At 49.2% G+C, this 25644-nt stretch carries 25 protein-coding genes and 1 pseudogene; 11 read left to right on the top strand and 15 right to left on the bottom strand.

What is annotated here, in order from left to right; genetic code table 11:
• Positions 1–2 precede the first annotated feature (2 nt).
• From CWM47_RS32575 to CWM47_RS40435, 4 genes and pseudogenes are all read right to left on the bottom strand, one after another.
• Complete coding sequence (locus CWM47_RS32575) at positions 3–854, bottom strand: PAS domain-containing protein (protein ID WP_100992716.1); 852 nt, start codon at positions 852–854, stop codon at positions 3–5.
• A 299-nt stretch (positions 855–1153) separates the two neighbouring features.
• Positions 1154–1582: a response regulator gene (locus CWM47_RS32570; protein WP_100992715.1), complete on the bottom strand. Its 429-nt coding sequence runs from the start codon at positions 1580–1582 to the stop codon at positions 1154–1156.
• A gap of 592 nt (positions 1583–2174) precedes the next feature.
• Positions 2175–2813: pseudogene (locus CWM47_RS40440) on the bottom strand (IS3 family transposase); the annotation flags it as partial.
• A 141-nt stretch (positions 2814–2954) separates the two neighbouring features.
• Positions 2955–3257 (bottom strand): transposase, encoded by a 303-nt coding sequence (locus tag CWM47_RS40435; protein WP_394341962.1) that lies wholly within the window; start codon positions 3255–3257, stop codon positions 2955–2957.
• 189 nt (positions 3258–3446) lie between these two features.
• Between CWM47_RS40435 and CWM47_RS32555 the strand changes: the two genes are divergently transcribed.
• The 3 genes from CWM47_RS32555 to CWM47_RS32545 all read left to right on the top strand — a co-directional run bounded on the left by CWM47_RS32555 (position 3447) and on the right by CWM47_RS32545 (position 5866).
• Complete coding sequence (locus tag CWM47_RS32555; protein ID WP_100992713.1) at positions 3447–3854, top strand: hypothetical protein; 408 nt, start codon at positions 3447–3449, stop codon at positions 3852–3854.
• Positions 3855–3876: 22 nt separating this feature from the next.
• Positions 3877–5154, top strand: a complete 1278-nt coding sequence (locus CWM47_RS32550; RefSeq protein ID WP_100992712.1) for a YeiH family protein — start codon at positions 3877–3879, stop codon at positions 5152–5154.
• Positions 5155–5233: 79 nt separating this feature from the next.
• Entirely contained in the window at positions 5234–5866 is a 633-nt protein-coding gene (locus CWM47_RS32545; protein ID WP_100992711.1) for an HD domain-containing protein, read from the top strand.
• Positions 5867–5972: 106 nt separating this feature from the next.
• On the opposite strand, the gene CWM47_RS32540 is transcribed toward CWM47_RS32545, so the two are convergent.
• Positions 5973–6635, bottom strand: coding sequence for an NUDIX hydrolase (locus tag CWM47_RS32540; protein WP_100992710.1), 663 nt, complete (start codon positions 6633–6635; stop codon positions 5973–5975).
• Positions 6636–6691: 56 nt separating this feature from the next.
• On the opposite strand from CWM47_RS32540, the gene CWM47_RS32535 reads away from it, so the two are divergent.
• Both CWM47_RS32535 and CWM47_RS32530 read left to right on the top strand, forming a co-directional pair.
• Positions 6692–7651, top strand: a complete 960-nt coding sequence (locus tag CWM47_RS32535) for a nucleoside hydrolase (protein WP_240625563.1) — start codon at positions 6692–6694, stop codon at positions 7649–7651.
• A 273-nt stretch (positions 7652–7924) separates the two neighbouring features.
• The gene (locus CWM47_RS32530) at positions 7925–8596 is read left to right on the top strand and encodes an ElyC/SanA/YdcF family protein (protein WP_157816122.1); all 672 of its coding nucleotides are present in this window, start codon (positions 7925–7927) and stop codon (positions 8594–8596) included.
• A 217-nt stretch (positions 8597–8813) separates the two neighbouring features.
• Here the strand turns inward: CWM47_RS32530 and CWM47_RS32525 are convergent, their stop codons facing one another.
• Positions 8814–9977 carry an FAD-dependent oxidoreductase gene (locus CWM47_RS32525; protein WP_100994149.1) on the bottom strand — a complete coding sequence of 388 codons (1164 nt, stop codon included), beginning with the start codon at positions 9975–9977 and terminating at the stop codon, positions 8814–8816.
• 97 nt (positions 9978–10074) lie between these two features.
• Between CWM47_RS32525 and CWM47_RS32520 the strand changes: the two genes are divergently transcribed.
• Positions 10075–11043, top strand: a complete 969-nt coding sequence (locus CWM47_RS32520; protein WP_100992708.1) for a helix-turn-helix transcriptional regulator — start codon at positions 10075–10077, stop codon at positions 11041–11043.
• 114 nt (positions 11044–11157) lie between these two features.
• Here the strand turns inward: CWM47_RS32520 and argS are convergent, their stop codons facing one another.
• From argS to CWM47_RS32490, 6 genes are all read right to left on the bottom strand, one after another.
• Positions 11158–12921: an arginine--tRNA ligase gene (gene argS, locus CWM47_RS32515; RefSeq protein WP_100992707.1), complete on the bottom strand. Its 1764-nt coding sequence runs from the start codon at positions 12919–12921 to the stop codon at positions 11158–11160.
• A 448-nt stretch (positions 12922–13369) separates the two neighbouring features.
• Positions 13370–14155 (bottom strand): bestrophin-like domain, encoded by a 786-nt coding sequence (locus CWM47_RS32510; RefSeq protein WP_100992706.1) that lies wholly within the window; start codon positions 14153–14155, stop codon positions 13370–13372.
• A 249-nt stretch (positions 14156–14404) separates the two neighbouring features.
• Complete coding sequence (locus tag CWM47_RS32505) at positions 14405–14989, bottom strand: hypothetical protein (protein WP_100992705.1); 585 nt, start codon at positions 14987–14989, stop codon at positions 14405–14407.
• Positions 14990–15343: 354 nt separating this feature from the next.
• Complete coding sequence (locus CWM47_RS32500) at positions 15344–16066, bottom strand: LytR/AlgR family response regulator transcription factor (RefSeq protein WP_100992704.1); 723 nt, start codon at positions 16064–16066, stop codon at positions 15344–15346.
• On the bottom strand, positions 16063–17559 hold the full coding sequence (locus CWM47_RS32495; protein WP_100992703.1) for a TlpA family protein disulfide reductase: 1497 nt from the start codon (positions 17557–17559) through the stop codon (positions 16063–16065). Before CWM47_RS32495 ends, CWM47_RS32500 begins: the two co-directional genes overlap by 4 nt.
• Before the next feature lie 12 nt (positions 17560–17571).
• On the bottom strand, positions 17572–18633 hold the full coding sequence (locus CWM47_RS32490; RefSeq protein WP_100992702.1) for a sensor histidine kinase: 1062 nt from the start codon (positions 18631–18633) through the stop codon (positions 17572–17574).
• A 594-nt stretch (positions 18634–19227) separates the two neighbouring features.
• Here CWM47_RS32490 and CWM47_RS32485 point away from each other — a divergent pair.
• The 5 genes from CWM47_RS32485 (at position 19228) to CWM47_RS32465 (ending at position 23554) form a co-directional block, all read left to right on the top strand.
• Positions 19228–20265 carry an SDR family oxidoreductase gene (locus CWM47_RS32485; protein WP_100992701.1) on the top strand — a complete coding sequence of 346 codons (1038 nt, stop codon included), beginning with the start codon at positions 19228–19230 and terminating at the stop codon, positions 20263–20265.
• The gene (locus tag CWM47_RS32480) at positions 20262–20687 is read left to right on the top strand and encodes a DUF2147 domain-containing protein (RefSeq protein WP_100992700.1); all 426 of its coding nucleotides are present in this window, start codon (positions 20262–20264) and stop codon (positions 20685–20687) included. The genes CWM47_RS32485 and CWM47_RS32480 overlap by 4 nt, the downstream gene beginning before the upstream one ends.
• A 15-nt stretch (positions 20688–20702) precedes the next feature.
• Complete coding sequence (locus CWM47_RS32475; protein WP_100992699.1) at positions 20703–21491, top strand: helix-turn-helix domain-containing protein; 789 nt, start codon at positions 20703–20705, stop codon at positions 21489–21491.
• A 191-nt stretch (positions 21492–21682) separates the two neighbouring features.
• Positions 21683–22054 (top strand): DoxX family protein, encoded by a 372-nt coding sequence (locus CWM47_RS32470; RefSeq protein WP_100992698.1) that lies wholly within the window; start codon positions 21683–21685, stop codon positions 22052–22054.
• A 198-nt stretch (positions 22055–22252) separates the two neighbouring features.
• On the top strand, positions 22253–23554 hold the full coding sequence (locus CWM47_RS32465; protein ID WP_206170566.1) for a glycoside hydrolase family 2 TIM barrel-domain containing protein: 1302 nt from the start codon (positions 22253–22255) through the stop codon (positions 23552–23554).
• Between the two features lie 280 nt (positions 23555–23834).
• Here the strand turns inward: CWM47_RS32465 and CWM47_RS32460 are convergent, their stop codons facing one another.
• The 3 genes from CWM47_RS32460 to CWM47_RS32450 form a co-directional block, all read right to left on the bottom strand.
• On the bottom strand, positions 23835–24341 hold the full coding sequence (locus tag CWM47_RS32460) for an integrase core domain-containing protein (RefSeq protein WP_100992697.1): 507 nt from the start codon (positions 24339–24341) through the stop codon (positions 23835–23837).
• Positions 24342–24362: 21 nt separating this feature from the next.
• Positions 24363–24776 (bottom strand): UPF0158 family protein, encoded by a 414-nt coding sequence (locus CWM47_RS32455; RefSeq protein WP_100992696.1) that lies wholly within the window; start codon positions 24774–24776, stop codon positions 24363–24365.
• 306 nt (positions 24777–25082) lie between these two features.
• Positions 25083–25601 carry a heme-degrading domain-containing protein gene (locus CWM47_RS32450; protein ID WP_100992695.1) on the bottom strand — a complete coding sequence of 173 codons (519 nt, stop codon included), beginning with the start codon at positions 25599–25601 and terminating at the stop codon, positions 25083–25085.
• Positions 25602–25644: the final 43 nt, after the last annotated feature.

The raw sequence follows: 25644 nt of genomic DNA, 5'->3' as shown, positions 1-25644 counted from the left end.
GGTTACTGCAAATCCCGAATCCAGAAGATTTCATCGACGGTTTCGGCAATGTCCCGAAACCGTCGTTCACTTTCCTGGAGTTGCTGTTGGGTCTGTCGATACGCGGTGATGTCCTGAACCGTACCATGAACACGAACCACCCGCCCGGCCGGGTCGGCCAGGCTTTCAAACTGGTGATTCACCCAGACGATCCCCCCATCCATGCGCTGACTGCGGTGAATCAAGCCATACGAGCCAGGACAACGAAAGCACTGCTGCTGGAGGTCCTCCAGCGCGAGCCGATCATCGGGGTGAAAAAACTGGCTGGTCATGTCGATGGTAATGGACATGGCCTGGGGCGAAAGGCCATGGATCCGGTACATCTCGTCCGACCAGTTGACACCCGTGTCGCCCAGATTCCACTCAAAGCTGCCCATCTGGCCAATGGTCTGGGCTTCCTTGAGCCGACGATTTTCCTCCAGTAGATCAGTTTGGACGCGATGACGGGCTGTAATGTCGGAGAAGAAACAAAGCAGGCTGTCGGGCTGGGGGTAGGTGATCAGCACCTCGAACCATCGGCCCTCCGCGGCCAGTTCATAATCTACCTGACAGGGCTGGCCCGTCCGGGCAACTTGCCGGTAGTGAGCCCGCAAGACCTCTCCCTGAGGAAAGACCAGCTGACAACTTTGACCGACGATGGCTTCGGGCCTGGCCCCCAGTAAGGTAGCGGCTGTTTGATTCACCAGTACATACTGAAAATCGATGGGCTCCTGGAAGGCATTGCGGACGACCTGGTAAAGGATTAGCCCGCTGGGTGACTTTTCCCATAAGGCCTGCAGCAGGTCAAGGGTAGGAATTACTAAAGAGGAGAACATAAGCTGAAAAGGCGTGAAGGTTTACTATACACGTTAAGCGGTAGCCTACCAAGCGGGATCAACCTAGGCGGCAAATCATCCCGATCCGTCCTGGGTAGCCATGGAAATGGTCCTTTATCGGTCATTTGTCCGTTAATCTCATCAGTTTAGCCCGTACTGGGTTTAGCCGATGCCACGAATGGCAGGCTCCTGTTACGATAAGAGGGTGACCCCTACTAATGATGATTATTATTTTGATTGCCTGCTAGTCATACAGCATCCCCGTCGGCTGGGTAACGGCTAGCACAGCCCCGTGCCCCTTAGCCGCTGATCGTATATATACAGAGCTCCAGATGCCATTGTTGCCGAAGATGGCTAACCAACTGGCCCAGTGAGATCAGGTTTAAAGGCTTGGTCAAAAACTCATTGGCCCCTAACGCATACGCCCGTTTCCGATCAGACGCCTCGTTTGAGGTAGTCAGAATGACCACGGGAACCGAAGCGTGTGCGAGTGAGTGACGTACCTGCTGAAGGGCCTCAAATCCGTTCAGGCGGGGCATATTCAAATCCAGGATAATCAAACAGGGCGCTGTCGATTCCTGAGCCAGGGCCTCCAGCAGGGTCAACCCGTCTTCGGCAAAAATCAGATTACATTCGGGACTGTGTTGCGCAAAGGCGAGTTTTAACAATAAGCGATCATCTTCATCGTCGTCGGCAATGAAAACGCTGTGTTTGATTTGGCTAGTCATCTCCTTAAGGATACGTAATTATAGAAACGAATATACAGGTATTCATATAAAGAGTACGTATTCTGCTTAAGTATATTTACGTATTTTCTGAATAATTGTACGCTGGAAGTTAAATAGAGAATTGTTTTTGTCCTAAACTCCGGTGCTAACCCCTCAAAAAATCGGGAACGTGAAGCTGGCTACCGTCTAGGTCGTTATGGGGCGAGTCGATTTGGGAACCTATCCTATGGACATGGTAAGAGGGGCTATCGCCTAGGCGGAAGGCTTGCCAAGCTGATTAGGCCGTAAGAAGGCCGAAGCCCAGCAACATTTCGACGCTTCGCTCCGAATTCATGCCAAAAGCCGGGAGCCAATTTGGCTGGTGACTGGTCAAGGCGTTGGTGATAGGGGGTGAAAAATATGACAAAGTTTATTCCCTTTGCATAGACCATAGAAATCGGAGCGATCTTACCTGGCATACGAGTTAAGGCATCTCGACGGGGCCTGCCGAGGCAGTGCGATAGCTCACATTTTTGAGTTATCTAAGATAGAACTTCGAATAACTGTATCTTAGAATAATATCATGGACTTGCAACAGTATAGTGGAGATTTTTTAGGCGGCCATTGAGGAAGTGTAAAAATAAGATTCCTGTTGACTGGGCGTGCGGTAATTCAATACTGAATGCTTCCGTCGGCGGTTGTACCATCCCTCGATATACTCGAAAGTAGCCAACCGAGCCGCTGCCCGCGTGGCAAAATAAGTATGATTGACCATCTCGCACTTGAGGGTCTTAAAAAAACTCTCAGCAACCGCATTATCCCAGCAATTTCCCTTGCGGCTCATACTTTGCGCCACCGGTAAGTCCTTTAGTTCATCCCTAAACTCAGTACAGGCATATTGGATACCCCGGTCCGAATGAAAGACAAGCTGGTTCGCTATAGGTCTGTTCTTGAGGGCCATACGCCAAGCGGTTATACTCGTCTCCAACGCTTTCATGTTATCGCTCATGGCCCAGCCAACCACTTTTCGATCGGCCAGATCCAAAATCACGGTTAGGTAAAGCCAACCCTGACCCGTGGCGATATAGGTGAGGTCTGAGACCCACTTTTGCCCTGGCTTATCGGCCGTGAACTCTCTATTCAGCACGTTTTTAGCCACGGGGTAGTCGTGATTTGACTCCGTAGTCTGTATCCGATACTTTTTATACATTATACTGCGAAGACCTGCCTTCTTCATCAGTCTGGCAATGCGGTTACGGGATGTGGTTCACCAACTGATCCTGGTTTCGTTGTCTGGCCCCGACGGGATGCTTACGCCAATAATAATAACCACTGCTGCTCACATTCAACACTTTACACATCTTCTCAACGGGAAATAGCTTGGCGTTTTCCTTTATAAATCGGAATATTTCCCGTCTCCCTTGGAGAAGATGCTGACCGCCTTTTTTAGAATATCGCGCTCCATCTGAGCTTCTCGAAGCTCTCGTTGCAACCTTCTGATCTGTTGCTGTTCGTCAGTAAGTGTGGTATTGGCAGGCAACGTTTGATCGTTTTTTTTGTGGCGTTGTCTCCATTTGCTGATTCGTCCTGGATCGATGTCCAATTCGCGGGCGGCTTCTTGAATTGATCCTTTTACATAAGACAGCTCGACAGCCATTTCCTTGAATGCTTCGTCAAACACACGTCGTTTAACCATGGTCAAATTGAAGTTTGGCCTCAAATCTGCCTAAAAAAAGTCTCCAGTCAAATGTAGCAAGTTCAGGTATTCTTCGCCAGGTCAAGCGAGCCGCTGCCGACCATTCGATAGTCACGCGAGCATCCATTGGAATAGAAGTAGGCTACCGTTTTTTAAAGTGTTATATTTGTTCGAATATAACGCTTTAGAATGGATCAACAAACGACTGCTATTGATGGGTATGCCCAATTGATCGGGCAGCGCATCGTTCGTCAACTGGCTTTGGAGTGGATTCAAAGTAAGCTGCCCAATGAAGAGCTTACCTTCGTGGATTGCTTGAACGTGCTCAACCATGTTCAGGTAATCACGCAGGATAGTCGTCAGACCGAAATCATTTTTGAGCAGCTCTTCGAGCAAGCTTGTCGATTGAACAAATCCTCGGCCTGGTTCGCCCAGGAATTGCAATTTGAAGCCTTGGTCCTTACGGCCCGGAATCGCCTCGAATTAGCCCGGCTCTATCTGACGCAAAGTCAACCCGTTGATGATGCCGCTCTGGATACCTATCTGGAACGACTTAGCCGCCGGATCGAGGATTCGCCACTCATCTTAAGTATGTAAATCCCCTAATCATTATTTCCTTATGAACGCGGATGTTCAATCGGCTCCTCCCCGCAATACCGTCTTCCTGAGTGAAGACTGGACCGTGGTGGTACTAGGCGCCTGCTTGATTGCGATCTCTCTGGCTGGCTTTATTATACCGGCCCCTTCGTTTGTTTGGCAACAACCGGCGGACATTACCACGTCCCTCTTGACGGCAAGTAATGGCTTCGCCATCCTTGCCCAATTTGGCCTCACGTATAGTATCGCTCTGGCCGGGACCCTCTTGGTGGGAAAGCCCATTCGCTTGACGCTTCTGGGCTTTCCTGTTGTATTTATGTCTACGCTGATTGCTCTATGGTTAGCCGGTAATAAAACCCTGAAAGACCTCAATCTAGAGGCCGTTATTTTCAGTCTTTCTATCGGGTTGCTCATTGGTAATTTAGTGGCCCTTCCTCAATGGCTTCGTCAATCGCTGGCTACTGAACTATTTGTTAAAATCGGACTCGTTTTGTTGGGCACTACCGTCATCTTCGGCGATATTCTCAAAGCGGGATCACTCGGCCTGTTGCAGGCATTAGCCGTGGTGGTATCGGTCTGGTATTTTGCCTACTGGATCAGTAAGCGCTTGAAGGTTGATGAGGAGCTAACCATGATGTTAGCCTCGGCGGTTTCCATTTGTGGCGTGTCGGCGGCTATCGCTACGTCGGGGGCCATTCATGGCGACAGCAAAAAGCTTTCCTACGTCATCTCACTGGTGCTGATAACGGCTATTCCCATGATGCTGCTCATGCCCTATGCCGCTCAAGCCATGCAGTTATCCCCGGAAGTAACCGGGGCTTGGCTCGGAGGGACCATTGATACCAGTGGGGCCGTGGTGGCGGCGGGTACGCTTGCCGGTGAACAGGCGCTCAAGATCAGTACGATTGTCAAGTTTTCTCAAAATGTTTTGTTAGGAATAGCGGCATTCGCCATCAGCGTCTATTGGACCTACCGCCCCAATCAAGCGGAGGGCGTCCAACACGATAAGCCAACCTTAGCCGTAATCTGGGAGCGATTCCCTAAGTTTGTGCTGGGCTTTCTGGGCGCTTCGCTGCTGTTTTCGTTTGTCCTGAGTCCATCGGTTACTGAGCCTATCAAAGGGAGCCTAAAAAGCCTACAGGGCCTTTGGTTTGCCCTGGCATTTACCAGCATTGGCTTAGAAACGCGATTTACCGATTTAATTAAGGTCGATAATCGTCGTCCGCTGTACGCCTTTTTGAGTGCACAGGTCTTCAATATCGCTATCACTTTAGTTATTGCTTACTGTTTATTTGGGTAAACCAGCTAGTGAAGCTATGTTTTTTTGCTTCCTACCGGATGAACCAGCCCTGCGACAGGCTACTTTTCACTGAACTACTATGGCAACGATTCCTCAACTCCAAGCGGTATTAGACACCCTAAAACTGGCCGAACGACTTAAATTTGAATTACGACATAGCTATACCTCCAGTGGGCGGCAGGAAAGCGTAGCCGAGCACACCTGGCGCATGGCGTTGATGGCCGTGTTGATCGAACCCTATTTAACGCAGACGGTCGATATGGCGAAGCTGCTGAAACTGATTATTATTCATGATCTGGTCGAAGCGGAAGCGGGTGATATTCCGGTGCTGGATGTGATTCGCAACCCTGATTTGAGGCTGGTCAAGCAGCAACGAGAAGGACAAGCCATTGATAACTTACGCCATCAGTTGGGTGATCCGCTTGGTCAGGAGGTTTATACGCTCTGGTATGAATTCGAAGAGAAAGATACGTATGAGGCTAAAGTAGCGAATGCGTTGGATAAACTGGAAGTTCAACTCCAACATAACCATGCGGATTTGAGCACTTGGGAAGAAATTGAATACGATTTATCCTATAAAATGGATCGACACGTGGGTTTTGATACCACGCTTCAACAGCTCAAACAGCTCATCGAGGATGAAGCGGATCAAAAACTTAAATTGGCGGGTATTGATACCGACGAGGTTAAACAACGAGCGTTGAGCCTATAGATCACCGCATAACTTTACGAATGAACGCTCATCAGGCGTTCATTTTTTGTAGCCGCCCTGTAGCCAATCTTGCTTACGGCAGTTTCGTCAAATAGCGGTGAAGCGACTACACCGTTTCGGTGGCGGTGAAGACCTGGTAACTGTTTAGGTCAAATCGATAAAGCTGAGCCGGTCGATGCGAGACATTCGATTCCACCTCATTGATAGCCGTTATGTAGGGTAAGCCTTTAACTCCCTTACGGAAATTGCGGGTGTCTACTAAGTAACCATAGATTAACTCGTAGACCTGTTGGAGCTGCTTGAGCGAGAATTTGATCGGTAGCAAATAAAACGCGACGGGCGAGGTTTTAATGGTCTGCTTGAGTCGAGTCAGCGCATCGGCCACTTTCTGGGGATGGTCGAAGGGTAAGGCGGGCATCTGGTTCACCGGCACCCACTGATTGCGGTTGGTATCGACTAGCATGGGCGCATAATCCGCCCACTTCAGTAAGGCATAGAACGCTACCGAAGCGATCCGGTTGTGAATGGATGCATCGGTGAGGCTATACGCTTTAAGCTGTTCCAGATACAGATCGCGAACCCCGGTTTCTTCTTCGAGCTTGCGTTGGGCGGTGTGAATGAATTCTTCGGTTCGAGTCACAAAGCCACCCGGTAGTGCCCACCGGCCTAGTTGAGGCTCTTTGCTGCGCTTTGTCAATAAGACCAGTAGTCGATTCAGGGTATGGTCGTAAGCCAGCACAACGCAATCTACCGTCAGCTTAAATTGCATAAGGAGGTTAGTTATTGTATTTTATACAGTATCTTCGTGTAAAAAACACAATAACTATGGCTGTTAGTTCCTTCGAACCATCCCTGAATGAGTCCATTCTCTTTGACCATGATGGATCAGCGGATGATTTTTTGTCGCTCTTGCTCGTATTGTCGATGAAGCATGTTGAGCTGATTGGTATTTCCATTACGCCCGCTGACTGCTACGAAGAAAGTGCATTGGAGACGACGCGCAAACTCTTGAGCCTGACTAATCGGCCAACTATTCCCCTGGGCGTTGGTCAGTTTCACGGCATTAATGCGTTTCCGGCCCACTGGCGAGCAAAGCCCCAAATTCTTAATGCCCTTCCCGACTTAATCACGATCGAAACGGAACATAGTCCAGTGCCCGACAGTAAAGCTATGATTATTGAAAGCCTGCTGGCTAGCTCTCAACCGGTAACGGTATTAATGACGGGTCCTTGCAGCAATTTAGTGCAGGCTATTGAAGAGAATCCTCAAATTTGCTCTCGTATCAAGCAAGTGATCTGGATGGGTGGCGCGGTCGATGTAGGGGGTAATGTGCAGACCTACAACCACGACGGTAGTGCGGAATGGAACGTATTTTGGGACCCCATCTCATCGAGCAAATTGCTCACCTATGACCTCCCGCTTATTCTTATTCCCTTAGATGTGACCAATACCGTGGCGGTTGATCTAGCCTTTCTTGACCGATTAGCCCGGCAGAAAAGAACCCTCTATACCCAATTAGCGGGTCAATTTTGGGCGACCACCATCGATAGTATTCCGGCTTATGAATACACCTATTTCATGTGGGATGTATTAGCGACCAGTTACCTAGGCATTCCTCACGCGTTTACGCTGGAAAGCATTGAGCTGTCCATTGTGGCAAAAGGGGCAAGCGCTGGCCGCATCCATCGGCAAGCAGGCTCAGGCCAGTGGGTTCAAGTTGCTAAAGCCGTCGATCAACACGCCTTTTATGACTATCTCTTTGATCAATTAGTTGGGGTTGACTAGGCTCATTGAACACGTCTTTATCACTCAGCGGAAGAGTTTACGTTGATCGCAATAAACACGAGTAAGTTCTTGCGCATTATAAATTGATCTCACGTTCGATAGGCACCTGGCCTAAAGGCTTATTCATGCGACAATAAGCGTTGATGTGACACTTCTCAAACAGAACCTTCTTATTAATAACCGACGTTTGTCAAGAGTAGACCGCTAGGTTCATTGCCTTGATTCGTTACCGGCATTAGGCAATCCTCTACGAAAACTACCCCCTTAGAATCCGTGAATCGTGATCGAGAAATTCCTAGATTTCCGTTGCCGCCTTTACTGAATCAGCCCCTGATTGACGAGTTGACCAACTTATGTTTTTATCAGCAAGACCGAGTGGCGTTAGTAGACCTGCTGTTTGTGTTCGGTTCCAACATCTTGCACAACGAGCTAGGACAGCTTATTAGTCAAGCAATCGATCAGACGGAAGTCAAGCGTATTCTGATCACTGGTGGCGTGGCTCGCTATACTGATCTACGAATAGATTCTGTGGCCGAATCGGAACGGATCTTAGCCGCCATCCGGTATAGAGATCGGACCGATCTACGCTTCATGTTGGAGACTAATTCGACCAACACGCTAGAAAACGTAGTAGAAGCCCGAAAGGCGTATGATTTTCAAACCTCTACTCAACTGCTGTTCATTGCCCATTCCTATGCCACCATGCGTTCTTATCTAACGCTGCGAAAGTTTCACACCCAGGGTGAGATCACGGGTTGGCCTTTGATACTACCCTCAGAGATTGAAGGCTACAGCGTTAGTCAGGCAGACTGGTATAAATCAGAAAAGGGCCGAGCCTTAGTCTGGGGCGAGTACTTACGCTTTGAGACCTACGGTCGGCGGGGTGATTTTCCCATTCAAGCGGTTGAGCATACGCTCCACAAGATTCAGATGCTACTTTCCTAAACGGAATTCGCGACGAGGTATTGAGAGAGTTATCCACTCAGGCCCAAGGTGATTCTATGTCTCACAAAAACGCTCCTGCGTGAGACGAGGAGACGTTCTTGAATAAGCTCCCGCCATAGACGACAAAGTATCCATGCATCTGCTCCTTAAATGGGGCGTTTCATGAAGCACGTAGCGTGAACGGATTGGATTTTGTGGCAAAATTTTTAGCGGTCCCTTATTCAGTTGGATTAAACAGGTTTACTAGTTTCTCCAAGCCCCCAGGAGAATGCATCCAGTCGGTGTTGTCTAACGTTTCTTGACCTATTTCGGCAAATCGCACAAACATCTGTTTTTCATAATGAGCATTAGCCAATTTTATATCCACGAACTGGTCGCTAGTTAAACTCTCACTCAACTCTAAAGCATCCAGCATCGCCATGTTGACGCCTTCACCCGCATAGGGTGGCATCACGTGGGCCGCATCGCCAATCACCGTTATATTGGATTGTGCTTCCCAAGATTGGTCCAAAGGCATGCAATATTGCGGACGAGCGATAAGCGGCAAACTGGCTCCTTCAACCAATTCAAGCCATAGGGTGTCCCAGTCCGCATACTTGCTTTTAAACCAGGCCTGCACCTGTTGACTGTCGTTAAAATCAATACCGCTGTCTTTAGCCCAGTTGGCTGCTGCTTTCCAACCGGTGTAAAAATCTAAACTTCCATCGCCTTTCGCACTGATGGTTATTGTTTTTGAATCGCCAAGGGCCATAATCTTGCCCCCTTTCAGTAAGGCGTGAATTTGGGGGGCATTCCTGGCTGAATCATACACTTGGCCTTCGACAATGGTAACCCCACAATAAACCGGTTTGATGGGCGTAACAAAGGAACGAATTTTAGAATTGGCCCCATCAGCCCCAATAATTAGGTCAGCGACACTAGTGGTACCGTTTTGAAATAGTAGTTTCCAACGGTTGCCAACCGATTCCAGGGAGATCACATGACTATCCCAAACAACTGTGTTAGGCTGTAACGAATCTAATAAGATCGCTCTTAATGCGCCCCGGTCAATTTCAGGTCTGTGGTAATCGTCTCCGAAAGTTGTTGTTACATTTTTAGTGTGGTCGTCATCCAAAATGTGGGTCTGCTTATCGACAACGCGCACTTTATCGGCACCAGGCCGATAATTGGCTTTAAAGGCATCCAGCAAGCCCGCTTTAGCCAAAGCCGCTAACCCCGATTCGGTGTGCAGGTCTAAGGTACCGCCTTGCATTCGTTTTGTTCGGTCGCCGTCCCGCTCATACACGGTTACCGCAACGCCTTTTTTTTGTAAAAGAGTGGCTAAGGTTAAGCCTCCTGGTCCACCGCCTATGATGGCTACTTGTTTACTTTCTACTAACATATCTTTTTGTGTCAATGAATAGTGCTCATTTACTGCTACAAAATTAGGGCTACCTTTAGGCATAAAATAGCCTCATTTGCTCTTATAATAGTCATAAATGAAAATTTCCATTACGGACAAAAATGGCTCGGGGATCATCCGAGCATTCGCTCAGGCTATTGGTGCGACCACCAGTGGACGTTTTGTTCATATCCCCGAGAGCAAGGGCGAAGGCTACCTTACAGGCTTCACTTGGGGAAGTGATCTGCGGATGATGGTGCGTCATTACTACCTCAAAGAAGATATAGTTATTGAGCGTACCAATGAACTGGCAGACGGGCAGGACGACGTTATTTTTTTGCTGAGTGGTGTTTATTCGTTCTTGCAAGCCGAAAAGCACTTAGCACCGGAACGGGCTTATGTATTTATCTGTGTACAGGCACTTTCTTCGCTGATGGAAATGCCATCAAACACGCTCTTCGGCAGTGTGACCATCGCCGTTTCCCGGGCGTATCTGGGTCACCTATTTGGGGAAATCGACCATCCCGTAGTGGCCAGTCTTCTGCAAGCCAAGGGCAATTTTGCGTTCGAAACCGACCTCTCACCCGATCTGGTTAAAACCGCTGGCGACATGTTGCATCAGCCCGTTCCCGAACAGTTGGAAAACCGCTACTATAGACTAAAATGTGAAGAACTACTGTGTTACGTATTCGCCTTATTAATGCAGCGGGAAGCTACACCACTGAGCAAAATGCACATCAACGATTTTAAATCGATTTATGCCATCAAACAGCATTTACAAGCGCATTTGGATGAAGCGCCGGATATCGCTTCGTTGGCCCGCCGAGCGCACATGAGCCAACCGAAGCTTCGGAAGCTTTTCAAGCAAACCTTTGGGAAAGGGGTCTTCGAGTACTATCAGAGTATGCGGATGCAGGAAGCCGCCCGGTTGCTGAAAGAAAAAGGGTTAACGGTCTCGGAGGTAGGGTATCAGTTAGGCTTTATGAACCTGAGCCACTTTTCCAGAGTATTTGCGGAGCATATAGGCAGCAAGCCTAAGAAATTTTCAGCCCTGCATGTTGGATAGCGAAATGTAGTTGGAACGAGCGTAACCTTCTATCCGCTAGATCCCGCTCATAACGCTACGAACTGCTTATTCTCATCAAAGGCTCAATTACTAACACAATTGACATGGTACGTACTACATACGATCCGGAACGGAAATGCCTAGTAACCCCACGCAAGTCTCGATGCACTTTAGACTTAAAGACATGATACTAACCAACGAACGCTGAATCGCCTGATCTACTTCGTTCAGCACATGACTCTCGTGATAAAACGAGTTATAGAGGTTCGCCAGAGCATACACATACTCGGCCAACACATTCGGCATTCGCTTCTCAAACGTGCTGTGAATGACATCGTAGAGTTCCGTTATCTTCAGCAGCAACGCTCGTTCGTGGGCTGAGTTCACCTGGATCGCTTCGCTTAGCGGTATCTGCTTGGCGACGGCCTTGGCTAAAATTGACTTAATGCGTACCGCACTATACAACAGATAAGGGCCCGTTTTACCTTCGAAAGCGGTGAATTTATCGATATCAAACATATAGTCTGATTCGCGGGCGTTAATCAAATCGCCAAATTTTAAAGCCGAAATGCCTACCACCTGAGCAATAGCTGCTTGTTCACTTCCCGCGCTAATGGTGGAGGTGCTGACAGTTTGTAGGCGACTTTGGGATTCGGCCACGATCAAATCAATCAGCAGACTTAACTTCATGACCCCGCCGTCGCGGGTTTTGAAGGGTTTGCCATCCTTGCCATTCATGGTACCAAAGGCAATGAATTCAAGCCTTAAGTCCGGCTGGGTAAGACCTACCTTATCCGCACAGCGGAAGACTTGCTGAAAATGAGTGTCTTGCCGCTTGTCCACCACATACAGGATATAGTCTGGGTCGTGCTGGTTCTTTCGTTGAATAATTGTGGCTAAGTCGGTCGTACTGTAAAGCGAAGCGCCGTCTGACTTTGACAGGATGAGGGGCGGAATCGGGGAGGTGTCCGTCGGTAAAGCGACATCAACTACCAACGCCCCCTCACTCAGGTAGGCATAACCCCGCTGTCTCAAATCGTCGACCATCGATGGGATGACGGGTTGGCTATCACTTTCCCCTTTCCACTCCTCGAAGTCGACATTCAGTTTGGCGTAATTTTTCTTTAGATCGGCCACTGACGTACGGACAATGTTACGCCACAGAGCCGTATAGGTCTCATTTCCTTTTTGTAGTCCCGCCGTAATCCATCGACATTCCGCCAAAAACAAGTTGTCTTGTTTAGCTAACGCACTGGCTTGGGGGTAAATCGTCTCCAGATCTTGGATAGCGATTGGATAAGCGGCTAGGGCCTCTGTCCGATTCTGATTGATTAGCGAAGCCAAGTGCTCATCGCTTTTGATGAACATGGCCATGACCATGCCCATTTGTAAGCCCCAATCCCCCAGATGAACGTCGCCAACGACGGTATGGCCCATAAAGCGCGCCGTGTTTTTGATGGCTTGGCCGATAATGGCGGATCGTAAGTGGCCCACGTGTAGGGGTTTGGCAATGTTGGGTCCCCCGTAATCAATAATAATGGTAAGCGGATTGAGACTCGGTTCAAACCCCAACTGGTCGAGTTGGAGCATCTGGGAACAATAGTTGGCTAGAAAATCATCGGCTAGGTTTAGATTGATGAATCCTGGGCTAACGACATCAACGGTAAAAAACGCTTGTTGCCCTACCGTTGCGTTAACCTCATGGGCGATGTCTAATGGATTACGCTTATGCCGTTTGGCGGCTGCCAGTGCGCCATTACACTGAAATTGACAAAAAGCAGTTTTGGAAAAGACAACAGTGCCATACTCTTTGTCATACCCACAGGCAAGAAAAGCGTTGGCTATTTTTTGGGTCAATAGGGCAGTAATGGATTGCATAGGTAAATAGGTTCTTGAAAAGCATCCTTCTAATGGGGCTTTCCAGTAAGGGCAAAACTACTCATAAAGCGTCAATGCCGAAGCCATTAAGTGGATGGTGACCAGTTGGGTTGGTACACTAGATCGGGATGAGCTACAGAAAGAGACTGTGTTTCAGCATCTCGCCAACCGCTCCTAAACGAGACTTCTGATTTATCTGGTTAAATGAGGCAATTTAAGGGAATGTTTCGGCGATACTGACTGCATCACAGTGGCCAATGGATACCGCAAGGAGCGATTCAATCTTTCCCTACTAAACTGACCGCGCCACGGTGGCTATCACCAGGTGACCCCACTTAATTCCCGTTCCATCATACGGCAATGGCTACCGGGCGATTCCCGTTAGAACGCGGTTTATGCCTCCGAAATCGCCAGTACAGCGTCTGGATCCAGCTCCAGTGCCCCCGGCTTATTGACTCATCAGCGTACGTAACACTCCTTGATAAGCATCCGGCGAGACACTGACCTCACCCCAGTAGGGGTGATCCAGGGCCACTAATAGAAACACTAATAGTCCCACCATGCCTGCTAATATTCCCGTCAATAAGGCATGGAGCCGGTAACTGGTTACCACAAAACAGTAAGAGAAGCCAATGGTGGCCACAGCACCTAACAGGACGACTAGCCACAGCACCGCTGGTACCCCAGCGGTGAGCGCTTCTTGGCGTTGGCGTCGTAAATCGATCAGACCATTGAAAGCCCGAATGGTTTCGCTATGTACCACAAGTTGTTCTGGGGTTAGCCCCCGTTGGTTGAGTAAGCGTTTTTGGAACTGATTCAAGACCACCGTTTCGGAGTCGGGCAATAGGCCCCGGCGCTGGGCGGGCCAGGTTTGGCTGATAATAACTGTTACATAAGCCTTGATTTGTTTACGCATAGCATCCCGGGTGGTGTCGGGGTAAGCAGCCAAGTCCCGGTAGAGCTCGGCTGAAGCGGAGGCCTCCTGGGAAGCAATGATGGTGGCCTGATTATAACTTCCCCAGGCGGCCACGGTTAGCAGACCCAGCAGCAGCCCGTAGAGTAGTGAGACGGCCGAGAAGAACCAACCTACGGTCCCATTATCAATCGAGTCGGCGGCACCGCTTTGATGCAGACGTTGGTGGGTAAAGGTGAGTCCCAGCAGGGCCAGGACCACAAAGAAAGTTACGATCAGTAAAGCGAGGCCCCAGGTGGGCAAGTTGTACATCCAGTACATAGGGGCTGTAGTTATGGGTTGCAACGAAAATTGGCGGTCAGTCCAGTTATCAAAGCTACTATTAACCAAATATAGGGGTAGTCACCTGAGTAAATTGGTGTTGAAGCCATAAAGGTGAGTCCGTGGAAGGTAGGGCAAACAGAGCGTATGACTGTTAGCTATTCCATATCAATTTTAGATTCTCTTGAAACGCTGGTTTTAATATTTGTCCAACGCTATCCGTAGCATACGGACCCGTGAATGGCCCTGTTAATACGAAGAAACAATCAATACCCACGAATTGTACTGGCCGTCTTCGAGCCTATTCTCGATTGACATCGTTGGTGTCTCTTTTGCATAGGGTTTGCCCCGCCTCAACGCAGTCGTCAGGTCATCCGGTATGGGTTCGCCTATAGCCTTAAATACCTTCTCTACCGTTGATGCATACTGGGTAAAGGCTCTCGATTTTTGGTTCATATTTGGTATGCTAACCTTTACTCTCAGGGTCTGCACCTCATTTTGCCTCGACGATTCAAGATATAAAGTGAGGTTATTGCGGAGCTGGCCAATGCCAGGGGAACCAAACTCGTAAAGACTTGAAGCCGACCAGCCTAACCCATCGTAATGCCAGTTTCTCATGTCCCCCCTGCTAATTGTAGCAAGTTTTTTTTGGGTCCTAGCCACATCATTGAATAGCGGAATTTTCAGGGGTTCTGTAGCAGGCGAGGACTTGGCTTTAGCGACTGATGCTGAATCTGCCTTGCTGGAATCAGGGCTTTGGGTTGCCCTTCCCTGGTTGGGTGACGAACAGGCAACGGATAGGAGTAGGACCAGGTAAGTGAGGGTAGCTTTCATTGGAACACGAATCGTCGAGCAATATAAGTTTGCGTAAACGTAACAATTCCCAAGATGGTAAGCTCTTTGAAGTAGTTAATAAGTGGATACCTATAGGTGGGTTTCGTTTTTGAGGGGGACAATAACCAAAACGATTTCCTACTCCAGGCTTATCAACAGACCAGTCCTCAACGGGCGTTTAACTGGACGGCTTGTTTTAATACCTGTCAAGTGGGGTCGCACCGACGGACGGCCCCGCGTTGCGGGACCACTTGACAGGTATTAAAAAATATGCGTCGCACAAAAACGCTCATAAAATAACATAAAGTGAACAGAAGTAGTATTAGCGATGATCTATCGTCCACTCGTTAAGGCCTATTTGGCCAATCGTCGCAGTAGATCATCCCGGTAGCTGGCCGAGACCGGAAGCCGCTTGTCCCCCAGGCTCACTTGATGCCGCTCCACTTTATCGACTTTAGTCAGCGCAATGACATACGACTTATGAATGCGGAGGTACTCGCCGACCGGTAGCTTGGCCAGCACCTCCGATAGGCTCATGCGGCTCAACGTTTGCTTACCCAACTCAACAAAGGTTAGATAATTGTCATCGGCTTCAATGTACAGCAGATCGGCTAGATTAACCCGGCTCCAGTCGTACCCAGTTTTGACAAACAACTCAGCCGCAGCCACACCCTGAACCGATTCATTGACCCGCTTCTGGGCGGTGACTTTCTCTAAGGCCCGGCTGCTCACTTGCAAAAAGCGGCTTAGACTGATGGGCTTCAATAAATAATCCAGGGCTGCTACCTCGAAACCTTCTAGTGCATAACCCGCATGAGCCGTGGTAAATATGACGACCACTGGCTCGGGCAATAAGCGGACCAGTTCCAGGCCCGACAAGTCCGGCATCTGAATGTCGATAAATAAAAGATCAACAGGATGACCCTGCATATATGCCAAGGCTTCAGTTGCGCTCAGGAAACTACCCACTAACGCTAAATAGGGTACTTTGGCCCCATGGGATTCGATGATACGCAGCCCAATCGGCTCATCATCGACCGCGATACAACGGAGGGAATGGACGGCAGCTGTATTCACAACAACGATTCGATTTGGTGATATAACGCCTCTTTCTGGGAGGGGCGGTTGGCTTCTACCGTCGTGATTCGGCCCAAGGCATCCACTAAGATATACGAGGGGAAGCGGAGATTATCCTGCTCGGGATACAGACCACGAAGATAGGCTTCCAAGTCGGAACCCGCTAACACATGCTGGCCCGTTATCCCATAAAAATGAATCGCCTCCCGCCACCGCTTTTCGGGTTGAGCCCCGTGTTCAACGGCCACATAGACAAAGTCAACCGGCTTGTTCTTGAAGCGTTCTTTCAAGGCGCGGTTGTAGGTAAACTCTTGTCGGCAGGGGCCACACCAACTGCCCCAAATATCCACGTACACCACGCGGCCCCGATGGGTGGCCAGCAATGAATCCAGGTTTACGAATCGCGCCGAATTGGCCAGTAATTGAATATCGGCTTGCGGATTAGCAGCCGGGTCAATACTGGCCAGGTAGGGCTTCATGTACTGCTGCACATCGGGCAGGTAAGGACTTTGAGGGAAGCGCTGTTTGAAATCGGTGTAGGCTTCCAGCTGGTAGGCTAAGTCACCCTGCTCAATGCCATTAATTAAGAACGAAGCCAGCGCCCGTTCTAAAGCCCGTCCTTGCAACCCATACTGGAGGGCGCTGTACACCCAGTAGCGCTCCCCTTTTTGTTTCATCTCTTGATTAATTTGGGCAAAGGGTTTGCCAAAAACGCGTTCGGCAATGGGAACAAATTCGTCTTTGGTGCTGGCTTGATGTTGCAGGTAGCGGGGATAATAGGTGATGATTTGTTGATAAGCATAACTGCTCAAGGCAAGTGGATTCGACAGATCGACCCGTTGGTAGGCCGTGATCAAGGTTTGCTGCCAGGCGCTACGGTCATACACCGACTTATTTTTTTGGGTCCACACGCCATTTTGCCAAATCAAGTCCCAGAGTTTACTGACGGCAAAGTAGGTAATGTCGGCTTGAGTCATTTGTTGAAAGGCGAGCGACCCCTTCTTCGGTTGTTGTTTCAACAAGGAAAGTCCGGTTTGCTGCTGGGTTTGCAAGGCCCGAAGAATCAGTTGTGGATCGGACAGTGAATCATTCCAGGTTGGTTTTCCGAGTTGATTCATCGTCAGGCCCAATCGCTGACGGAACGCATTTTCAGCCCCGAGTTCACCGCTAAATCGCACGGTCCCAGGCCAGCTCTGCGCGTGAGCCGTCAGCGAAACCGATCGACCTGGCTGGGCGTAGAGGTAAAGACGCTTCCCCGCATAGTCTAAGAAGATAATCTGCGCTTTGGTCAGGGTGAGCCGAGTTGAAAAATGACCCTTCGCGTCAAGCGAAACCGGGACTGAGTTCTGCGGATAATAGTAGCAGTCGTAGGGAACATTGACTGATACCGAAGCACCGGGTTTGGTTCCCTCAATCTGGCCGGAGAGGGTCAGCTGGGCGTGAAGGGAGTGGCTAGCTAGCCAAGCGGAAAACAAGATCATTCGGAAAAACATAGTCGATTCGATTTAGTGAAGATTCATCTGTAAGTGTACCCGGAAGCGGTCAGCCTGGGGTCCAGCCGTCAGGTTGTATTTCCCGGCATAAAGCAGGTCGAGTCGTTTCCGCGCATTATGGATCCCCGTTCCCAGGCCATAGGCCGTTCGCTGGGGAAATAGTCGGTTCTCCACCACCAAGTCAAGCTGTCCTTTTTCAATGGTTAATTGAATGGCAATGAAGTAATCCAGGTCGGTACTGATCCCGTAGAGAAAGGCATTTTCGACGAAGGCGATGAGCAGCAACGGAGCGATTTGAGCGGGCAATTGGTCATACACCAAATGTGTCTGCAAGCGGGTGGCGTCGGTCTGGGCCAACCGTAATCCCTGCAACTGGATATAGTCCTGTAAGAAGCCCAGCTCACTGGCCACTGGGGTAAAGTCGCGCTGGGCTTCACTGAGGGTATAGCGCATGATATTGGCTAGCTGCTCGATACTTTGGGCAGTGTTGGTGGCCTGCTCGAGCAGCGCGGTTCCGTAGAGGCTGTTCAGGGTATTAAAGAAAAAATGGGGATTCAGTTGGGCTTTCAGGGCGGCTAGCTCGGCTTGCGATTGTTGCACCTGGCGCTGCGTCTGCTGGATCCGTTGGTTGAAAAAACTACGGACTAAGGCATACGCGATGCCGTAGCCGAAGACCGTGAGGGTAGGCTCCCAGAAGCGATCTGTACTGCCTTCGAATCGCCACTGATTAAACGCTAGTAGCAACCGGACGAACACCGCTGAAGCCACGAAGGAAACCAGCAGGAAGGTGGGCAACGAACGAGCCCTAAATAGCCGATGATAATTTAGCTCAATCAGTAAGGTGCCCCCTAAGATCACCAGCCAAAGCAGTTGAACCCCATTGTGATTGGCAAACCGTTGCCAAACGCTGACGGGGGAGCCGTCCGAATTGATCAAATAACTGCCGTGCGTATAGACTTCATACCAGAACGTCATGGCATCGGCTAGATTCATACTCAGCCAGAGTAGGAAGGCGTGCACTAGCCACTGTTGCCAGATTGTCAAGCGGGGGAAAGCCATACGGTTGCGATTCATGGGACAAATCACGGCAAGGTATGGGCCTCTGGCAACAAAATGGGGTGAAGTAGCTTAAGTTTGGGGTGATGGCTGACATGTGGCTGATGAGTGCCGACCCGCTCCTTGTTCGAGACTAGGCCACCGCTTGACCAGGCACAGAATTATACCTCCAAGACGCTGGATAGTCGTATATCTAATTTAATGTGGTGTAATCTTATAAAACCCTCACAAGTGAGACGAAGTGTTCTTCATGTATCTGCTTCATAAATGGGGCGTGGCTGTTGCACAACTCAATTTAGGTCCTGCCTGTGGTCTATAAAGGTTCGATCTGCCAAAATCATGTGTTTTTTAGGGGTCAAGGTGGCGCTGATAAGGAGCTAGTAGTAACCGATTGCCGTCCGGTTGGAGTTGTGCAACAGCCACGGGCGTTTTACGCGACGCTTCTGTCATTAGTCATCCTTTAAAGTCGGCATTGGAACAGCCTTCAAGTTTCTTGTTCCTCCCCCATAAGCCCTCATAAATCTGAACTTTCTAAGACAATATCTTTGGCCTTTTCAAGATAACTCCTGGAAGGACCAAACGGTAATTTTGCCTCAACAAAATTTACTTGGAATGGAAAGTTCAACTACAGTTCTGGTGACCGGGGGTACAGGTGCCCTTGGCGTACATTGCATCCTGCAATTGTTGGATAAAGGCTACAGGGTAAAAACAACGATACGCTCAATCAACAACAAAAATGTCGTCATTGAGATGCTTAAGACAGGTGGTATTACCTCAGCTGACAACCTGACTTTTGTTGAAGCAGACCTGACGAAAGACACTAACTGGGACCAGGCGATGAACGGTTGCCAGTATGTTTTACACATCGCTTCCCCAACGCACGCTGACGCAAAGGTATCAGAAGACGAAATGATACGCCCGGCTGTAGAAGGCACACTACGGGTCTTAAAAGCAGCCAGAAAGGCAGGTGTAAAACGGGTCATCATGACGTCCAGTTTTGGAGCGGTCGGTTTTAGCAACAAAAAACACAATTCGGAAACGACCGAAGCCGATTGGACTGACCCCCATGAAAAGGGCTTATCGGCTTACGAAAAATCAAAAACATTAGCCGAACAAGCGGCCTGGAATTTCATCAGGCAGGAAGGGGGAGGGCTGGAATTAGCGACGATCAATCCCGTGGCGATTTTTGGTCCGTCATTAGGGGCCAGTAAATCACCTAGTCTAGGCATACTGACTTTTTTATTGGCAGGCTCCATGAAAGCCATTCCCAATATTGAGCTAAACGTCGTTGATATTCGGGATGTAGCGGATTTACACATTCGAGCGATGACCAATCCTGACGCGAAAGGCCAACGGTTTATTGCCACCGCCGATGGGAAGATTTCGATGCCCGAAATTGCTTTATTACTTAAAAACAAACGGCCTGATGTAGCGCAAAAAGTCCCAACGGGTATTTTACCCAACTGGCTACTATCCATAGCGGCTCTATTCAATTCGCAGGCTAAGCAGTCGGTTGCCTTGTTGACAATCAACCGGAACGTGAGCAATGCCAAAGCGAGAAACGTATTGGGTTGGTCGCCCATTGCAACGAAGGAAGAAGCTATTCTGGCCTCATTGGACAGTATGAGTCGCCATCGCATTCTACCATGAGCCATACAAGTGATATGGCGCAACCATCGATTTTGGCGAAGATAAACCCTGATGAAGTAATTGGGACATGGGTGAGTGAGGGCCAGGACTCTAAAATGGAAATCTATAAATCCGGCAACACCTATTGTGATAGATTACTAGCGGGTTGGGGTAATAAGCTATACGAAAAAGATGGAAAAACGCTCAAAAAAGACACCAAAAACCCAGATAATAAGTTACGTAACCGCCCCCTTTTAAACATGGAATTCATAACGGATCTGAGGTATGAGGGGGGAGAATACACGGGTTGCAACTTATATGTTGCCCAACTTGGCCGCACGGTTAGCTGCAAAATGAAATTCAACCAGCGTACCTTAGTGATGCGGGCGTACGTGGGGTTTCCTTTGCTTGGGATGATTAAAAAGTGGACCAGGGTCATTTAAATTCTAGTGTGTACAATGCCCTCAATTGAATCAAACACCACGCTTAGTGAACCTAAAATCTTTCCGGAGCAGTATGTTCCCGATCATGTCTTTGTCTATATCGAGACGGGAAGTATCCACTGCTATGATGGCAGCAAAAACCAAGTGTTAAACCCCGGTGAGTATTACCTGTTCCGTAAGTATCAGTTGATCCGATATTTCTTACCAAAAGGAAGCGATGGAACCGGGTTCATCCGTCTCTGTTTAGAGGAGGCGTTACTGAAAAAATTCTGGGAAGCGCATCGCCCACCGGTCATGGAGTTTACCTCGCCGGATGCCTTTATTAAGCTTAAAAAAAATAAGCTGATTCCTAATTTTATTCGTTCGTTAAAACATATTTACTATCAGGGAGACATTGAGGAAGCCTTCACGGCTGTCAAACAGGAAGAGTTACTGATTATTTTATTGCAGCAACAGCCCGAACTGGCCGGGATCCTGTTTGATTTTGGTAAGCCCCAGAAAATAGATCTGGAAGAATTTATGCTGCGTCACTATAAGTTCAATGTGAGCATCGACCAATTTGCCTATCTGACGGGGCGTAGTTTATCCGCCTTCAAACGGGATTTCAACCGCCTATTTAATCAAACGCCCAGCCGATGGTTAGTCCAAAAACGATTGCAGGAGGCCTATTTTCTGCTTCATGAAACGCACAAAAAGCCCTCAGAGATCTATCTGGGTTTGGGCTTTGAATCTTTCTCGCACTTTTCGTTTGCGTTCAAAAAGCAATTTGGGTTAACGCCAACCAAACTAACTGAGCGGAAGTAGACTGTCAGCCGTTAAAGCCCAGGCTTCAATTCGTTTTCTATTTCGTAAAACGCTGGTTTTAATAGCTGTCCAACTCAATCAATAGCCTACGTACTGGACATTTCAATATTCATTATACAACATCTGAAGTCGTCTTATTTAAGTATCTTTCAAATTAATAAATAACCTTTATCACGTTAATCGCTTCAGCTATGTCTGCCTCCCTTCGCAACACGATTGCTTGGATTCTACAAGTAGTATTAGGGTTATTTTTCATTTTTGCAGGCTTTAACAAACTACGCGACATGTCGTCCACGGCAGCTATGTTTGGTAACCTAGGACTACCTGGCGTATTGGCTTATGTCGTGGGGGGAGCCGAATTATTGGGCGGCATTGGCCTTCTAGTACCGCGCTTGACCCGTTTTATCGCAATGAGTTTACTGATCATCATGATTGGAGCGGTCTTCATGCATGCCACCAAGATTCCGGGCGGTCTCGCTGGTGGCATACCGGCCCTAGTCTGCTTAATTCTGTTAGGCGTACTGGTATGGCTGCGGCAACCCATAATACCTACGACAACCTAAACAAAAAAAGTAAAATAATCTTCTCTCCAAACGCTGGTCAAACAAGCCGTTACACTAGCCATCACTTCGTACTTTTTGCAGTTGAGTCTAATCAAGTAAAATGTGCTTCTGCTTCGCGGGCAACGAATAGCTTTCTTTCCTGCTGTCAAGACCAGCGATTGGTTTATGGCCACTCATCCCATCATACGATCCGGTATCATGATAAAAAAAATAATCACCTTAGCCCCAGCATTGCTTTTTGTCTTTACGGGCATGGCCCAGACTACCCCTTCGGCCAGGAGGGTAACGCCGGTCAATGTAGAAGTCAAGCAGAACGGCAATCAGTTTCAACTCCTGAGAGCCGGGCAGCCCTATTTTGTCCAAGGCGCAGGCGGTAGCCAGTACCCCGACCGCATTGCCGCCTACGGAGGCAACTCCATCCGCACTTGGGGCAGCACCAACGGACAAGCCGTGTTGGATACCGCCCAGAAATACGGCCTTACCGTCTTGATGGGACTGGACGTAGCCCGGGAGCGGCATGGGTTTAACTATGAGGATTCGGCTGCGGTAAAAAAGCAGCTGGAAAAACTACGGGCGGAAGTCATGACGTACAGAAACCATCCCGCTTTGCTGGCCTGGGGCATTGGCAATGAGCTAAATCTGCAATACAAAAATCCCAAGGTTTGGGATGCCGTCAATCAGATTTCCCAAATGATTCATACCCTGGACCCCAACCATCCGACCTGTACGGTGCTGGCGGGCATCAACAAAGTCCTGGTGGACAACATCCGCGAGCGATGTCCCGATATCGACTTTCTGTCGGTTAATACTTATGGCGGGTTGGCTACGCTGCCCAAAGCCATTGCCGGTGCTGGCTGGGCAGGGGCTTATATGGTCACCGAGTGGGGGCCTACCGGCCACTGGGAGGGTCTGTCTACTACCTGGCACTCGCCGATTGAAGAAACTAGCAGTGAAAAAGCGGCTGTCTACAAAAGCCGGTACGAAGCCTCCATCGACCAAGACCGGGATAAATGCTTAGGGTCCTATGTTTTCCTGTGGGGCCAAAAACAGGAACGCACCCCCACCTGGTATGGCCTGTTTACCGAGAAGGGAGAAGAGACCGAAGTGGTGGATGTTCTGCACTATTTATGGAGCGGTCATTGGCCAGCCAACCAAGCGCCCCATCTCTACTCCTTGCAACTAGACGGTAAAAAGGCGGTGCAAAATGTTTCGGTCAAGATGGGGGCCACTTATCCGGTTTTAGCCGTTGTCACGGACCCCGATCAGGATCCGCTTAGCTACTGCTGGGAGGTGTTGCCCGAGCCCACGAAGGTGGGTGAAGGGGGTGATTATGAAGCCAAGCCAAAGCCGGTAGCGAACGCCTTCTTCCATGCCAACAACCAGGGCCAAGCGTCGTTGAAAGCTCCGGCGAAACCAGGGGCCTATCGGTTGTTCGTTTATGTGAGTGATGGCCACAATAAGGTGGCTACGGCGAATCTGCCCTTTTATGTGAACCAGTAAGCTAGCTGGATGAAAACGTAGTCGCTACCGGCCGTGGTAGTCGGAAATTTGCCTACAGAGTCCAGCCACCTCTTTTTTTTAGTTATGCCCAACAGTTTCAAAAAAACGCTCCCTAAAGTGAGACGGAGTAACCTTCGTTAGAAAGAAATGTACCTTAATAGCTCCCTATCCTGGAGGAACAGTGACATGGTGAGGATGTATCCGGGCCCCGCCACGGTGGCCGCCGGGCGGTACGATTCGGCATTGCGCCCCCCAATAGTAGTTATCCGTTTATTTCCAGTTAGAGTTGATAACGTGCTGAACGCCAGCGTTCATCCGGCACTTCATAACCCAACGCTTGATGGGGCCGGTCGCTGTTGTAATGCATCAGCCAGTCCGCCACAACCTGACGAAAACTTGGCTCATCAGGTAGCTCACGCCAGCTTAGCCCTTCCCACTCCAGATTACGCCATAAGCTTCGGATGAAAATACTGACCGATGCTTTGCCTTGCCGCAGATTAACGGGCCACACCTCGGCCTGGGCGTAGATAGCTTGAACGTCCGGACTTTTGAAAACCGGATCAATCCCAACTACCAGGGCCGGTGGCTTTCCGTACGTGCTCATGGCTGAAGTGAGTACGGCCGCCGTGGGCTTAGGTTTAAGGGGCCGCAATAAATCCCAAGTCAGCAATTTGCGGCTTCGCAGATCCATCACACCCACAATCACGTAGGTCTTGCGCTGCCATTTGAAAAGCGCTCGGTCGAAGATCCAGCAATCCGGCAGATTAGTTTGGGATAGGTTGGCCATGAGTTATTCTTGTTCAGCGGATCAACTTTCCGGTGCTAGTTGCTCATGCAACCACTCGATGGTCTGGCTTTGTCGGAACGAAAACCATTGCTGCCGGTATTCTGACTCGTCAATGAGTTGTTTGAAGCGCCGGAAGGGCTTTGTCTGATCCAGCGCGTACAGGAGCCGATGCCGGAAGGCCGGGGAGTCTATTGTATCAATAAATTGTTCCATAACTCGAAACGATTCCCGGCTACTCATCGGAGTAATTTCCCGGTAGTCATTGGGATCGGCTTCGACCTGGTCTATCTCTTGTTGCCAAGCATCGGTATCAGGAAACTGATCGGGATCGGGAAAGGCAAATAGTTCACCGGTCTGTCGGTTCAGATAGCACTTCATTCCCGTTTCCAGCTCGTCTGCCACTTTTTTCAGTTGCTCATCAGTCCAAGGCTTCATATTTACAATTTGGGTGCATCAGCAAAAAGTTACAGAAATTTTCACAATTTGTGTTGTCCTGAAAAATATACGGACGTTTTCCTGAACGATTTTATTTAGCGATTAACATAATGTAAGACTTTCATTAATAATTAGTTACGAGTCCAATAAATAGCAATTATTGACCGCAAAGGTGGCTCGGCTTTCTATTGGACGAATGGCTGTGACCCAGACTAACCTGAACAGTAGAGTTTCTTACCCGGCATCATGTCTTCTCTAGTTTTAATCAGGCCAAAATATATTCCCTAACATTCCAAATGAAGGTGATCAATTATCCATATCCTCGGCGGGCCCCAACGCCAGTTCGCTAATTGGACGATTGAGCCATGTAGCCAGCACCTCGACAATAATATTGTGATCATCACGCATGGGCAGGCCCGATATCACAATAGTGCCAATGCAGCCCGTACCACGTAGCACAATGGGAAAACCACCACCCGCCGTGGCATGATCGCGCAAAACCAGGCCCGATTGATCCAGAAGGTTGGTTTGTTTTTTCCTAAGCTCCAGCCGCATAGCGTAGGAACTGCGGTGGAAACGCTGCACTACGTTTCGCTTGCGTCGAATCCAGTCAACGTTGTCAGGGGTCGTGCCCGGCATGGCATAAAAGAACAGGGGGTGCCCCTTCAACTGAATGTCAATGGCGGCGGCTTTACCACGGGCCTCAACGGCCACTTTCAAGCGCGTACCTAGTTGCCAGGCGGTATCGGGGCTAAACGAGTCAAATTGCAACTGCTCTTCCTGAAGCGTCAGTAGCGCCAGATCGGTATCAAGGGGTGAATTCATCCGATAAACATACTAAAACTCTGGCCAAATGATGGTCGACTAC

The organism is Spirosoma pollinicola, from assembly GCF_002831565.1.
GTDB classification, from domain to species: Bacteria; Bacteroidota; Bacteroidia; order Cytophagales; family Spirosomataceae; genus Spirosoma; species Spirosoma pollinicola.
This window is presented reverse-complemented; position numbering and strand designations above follow the sequence as displayed.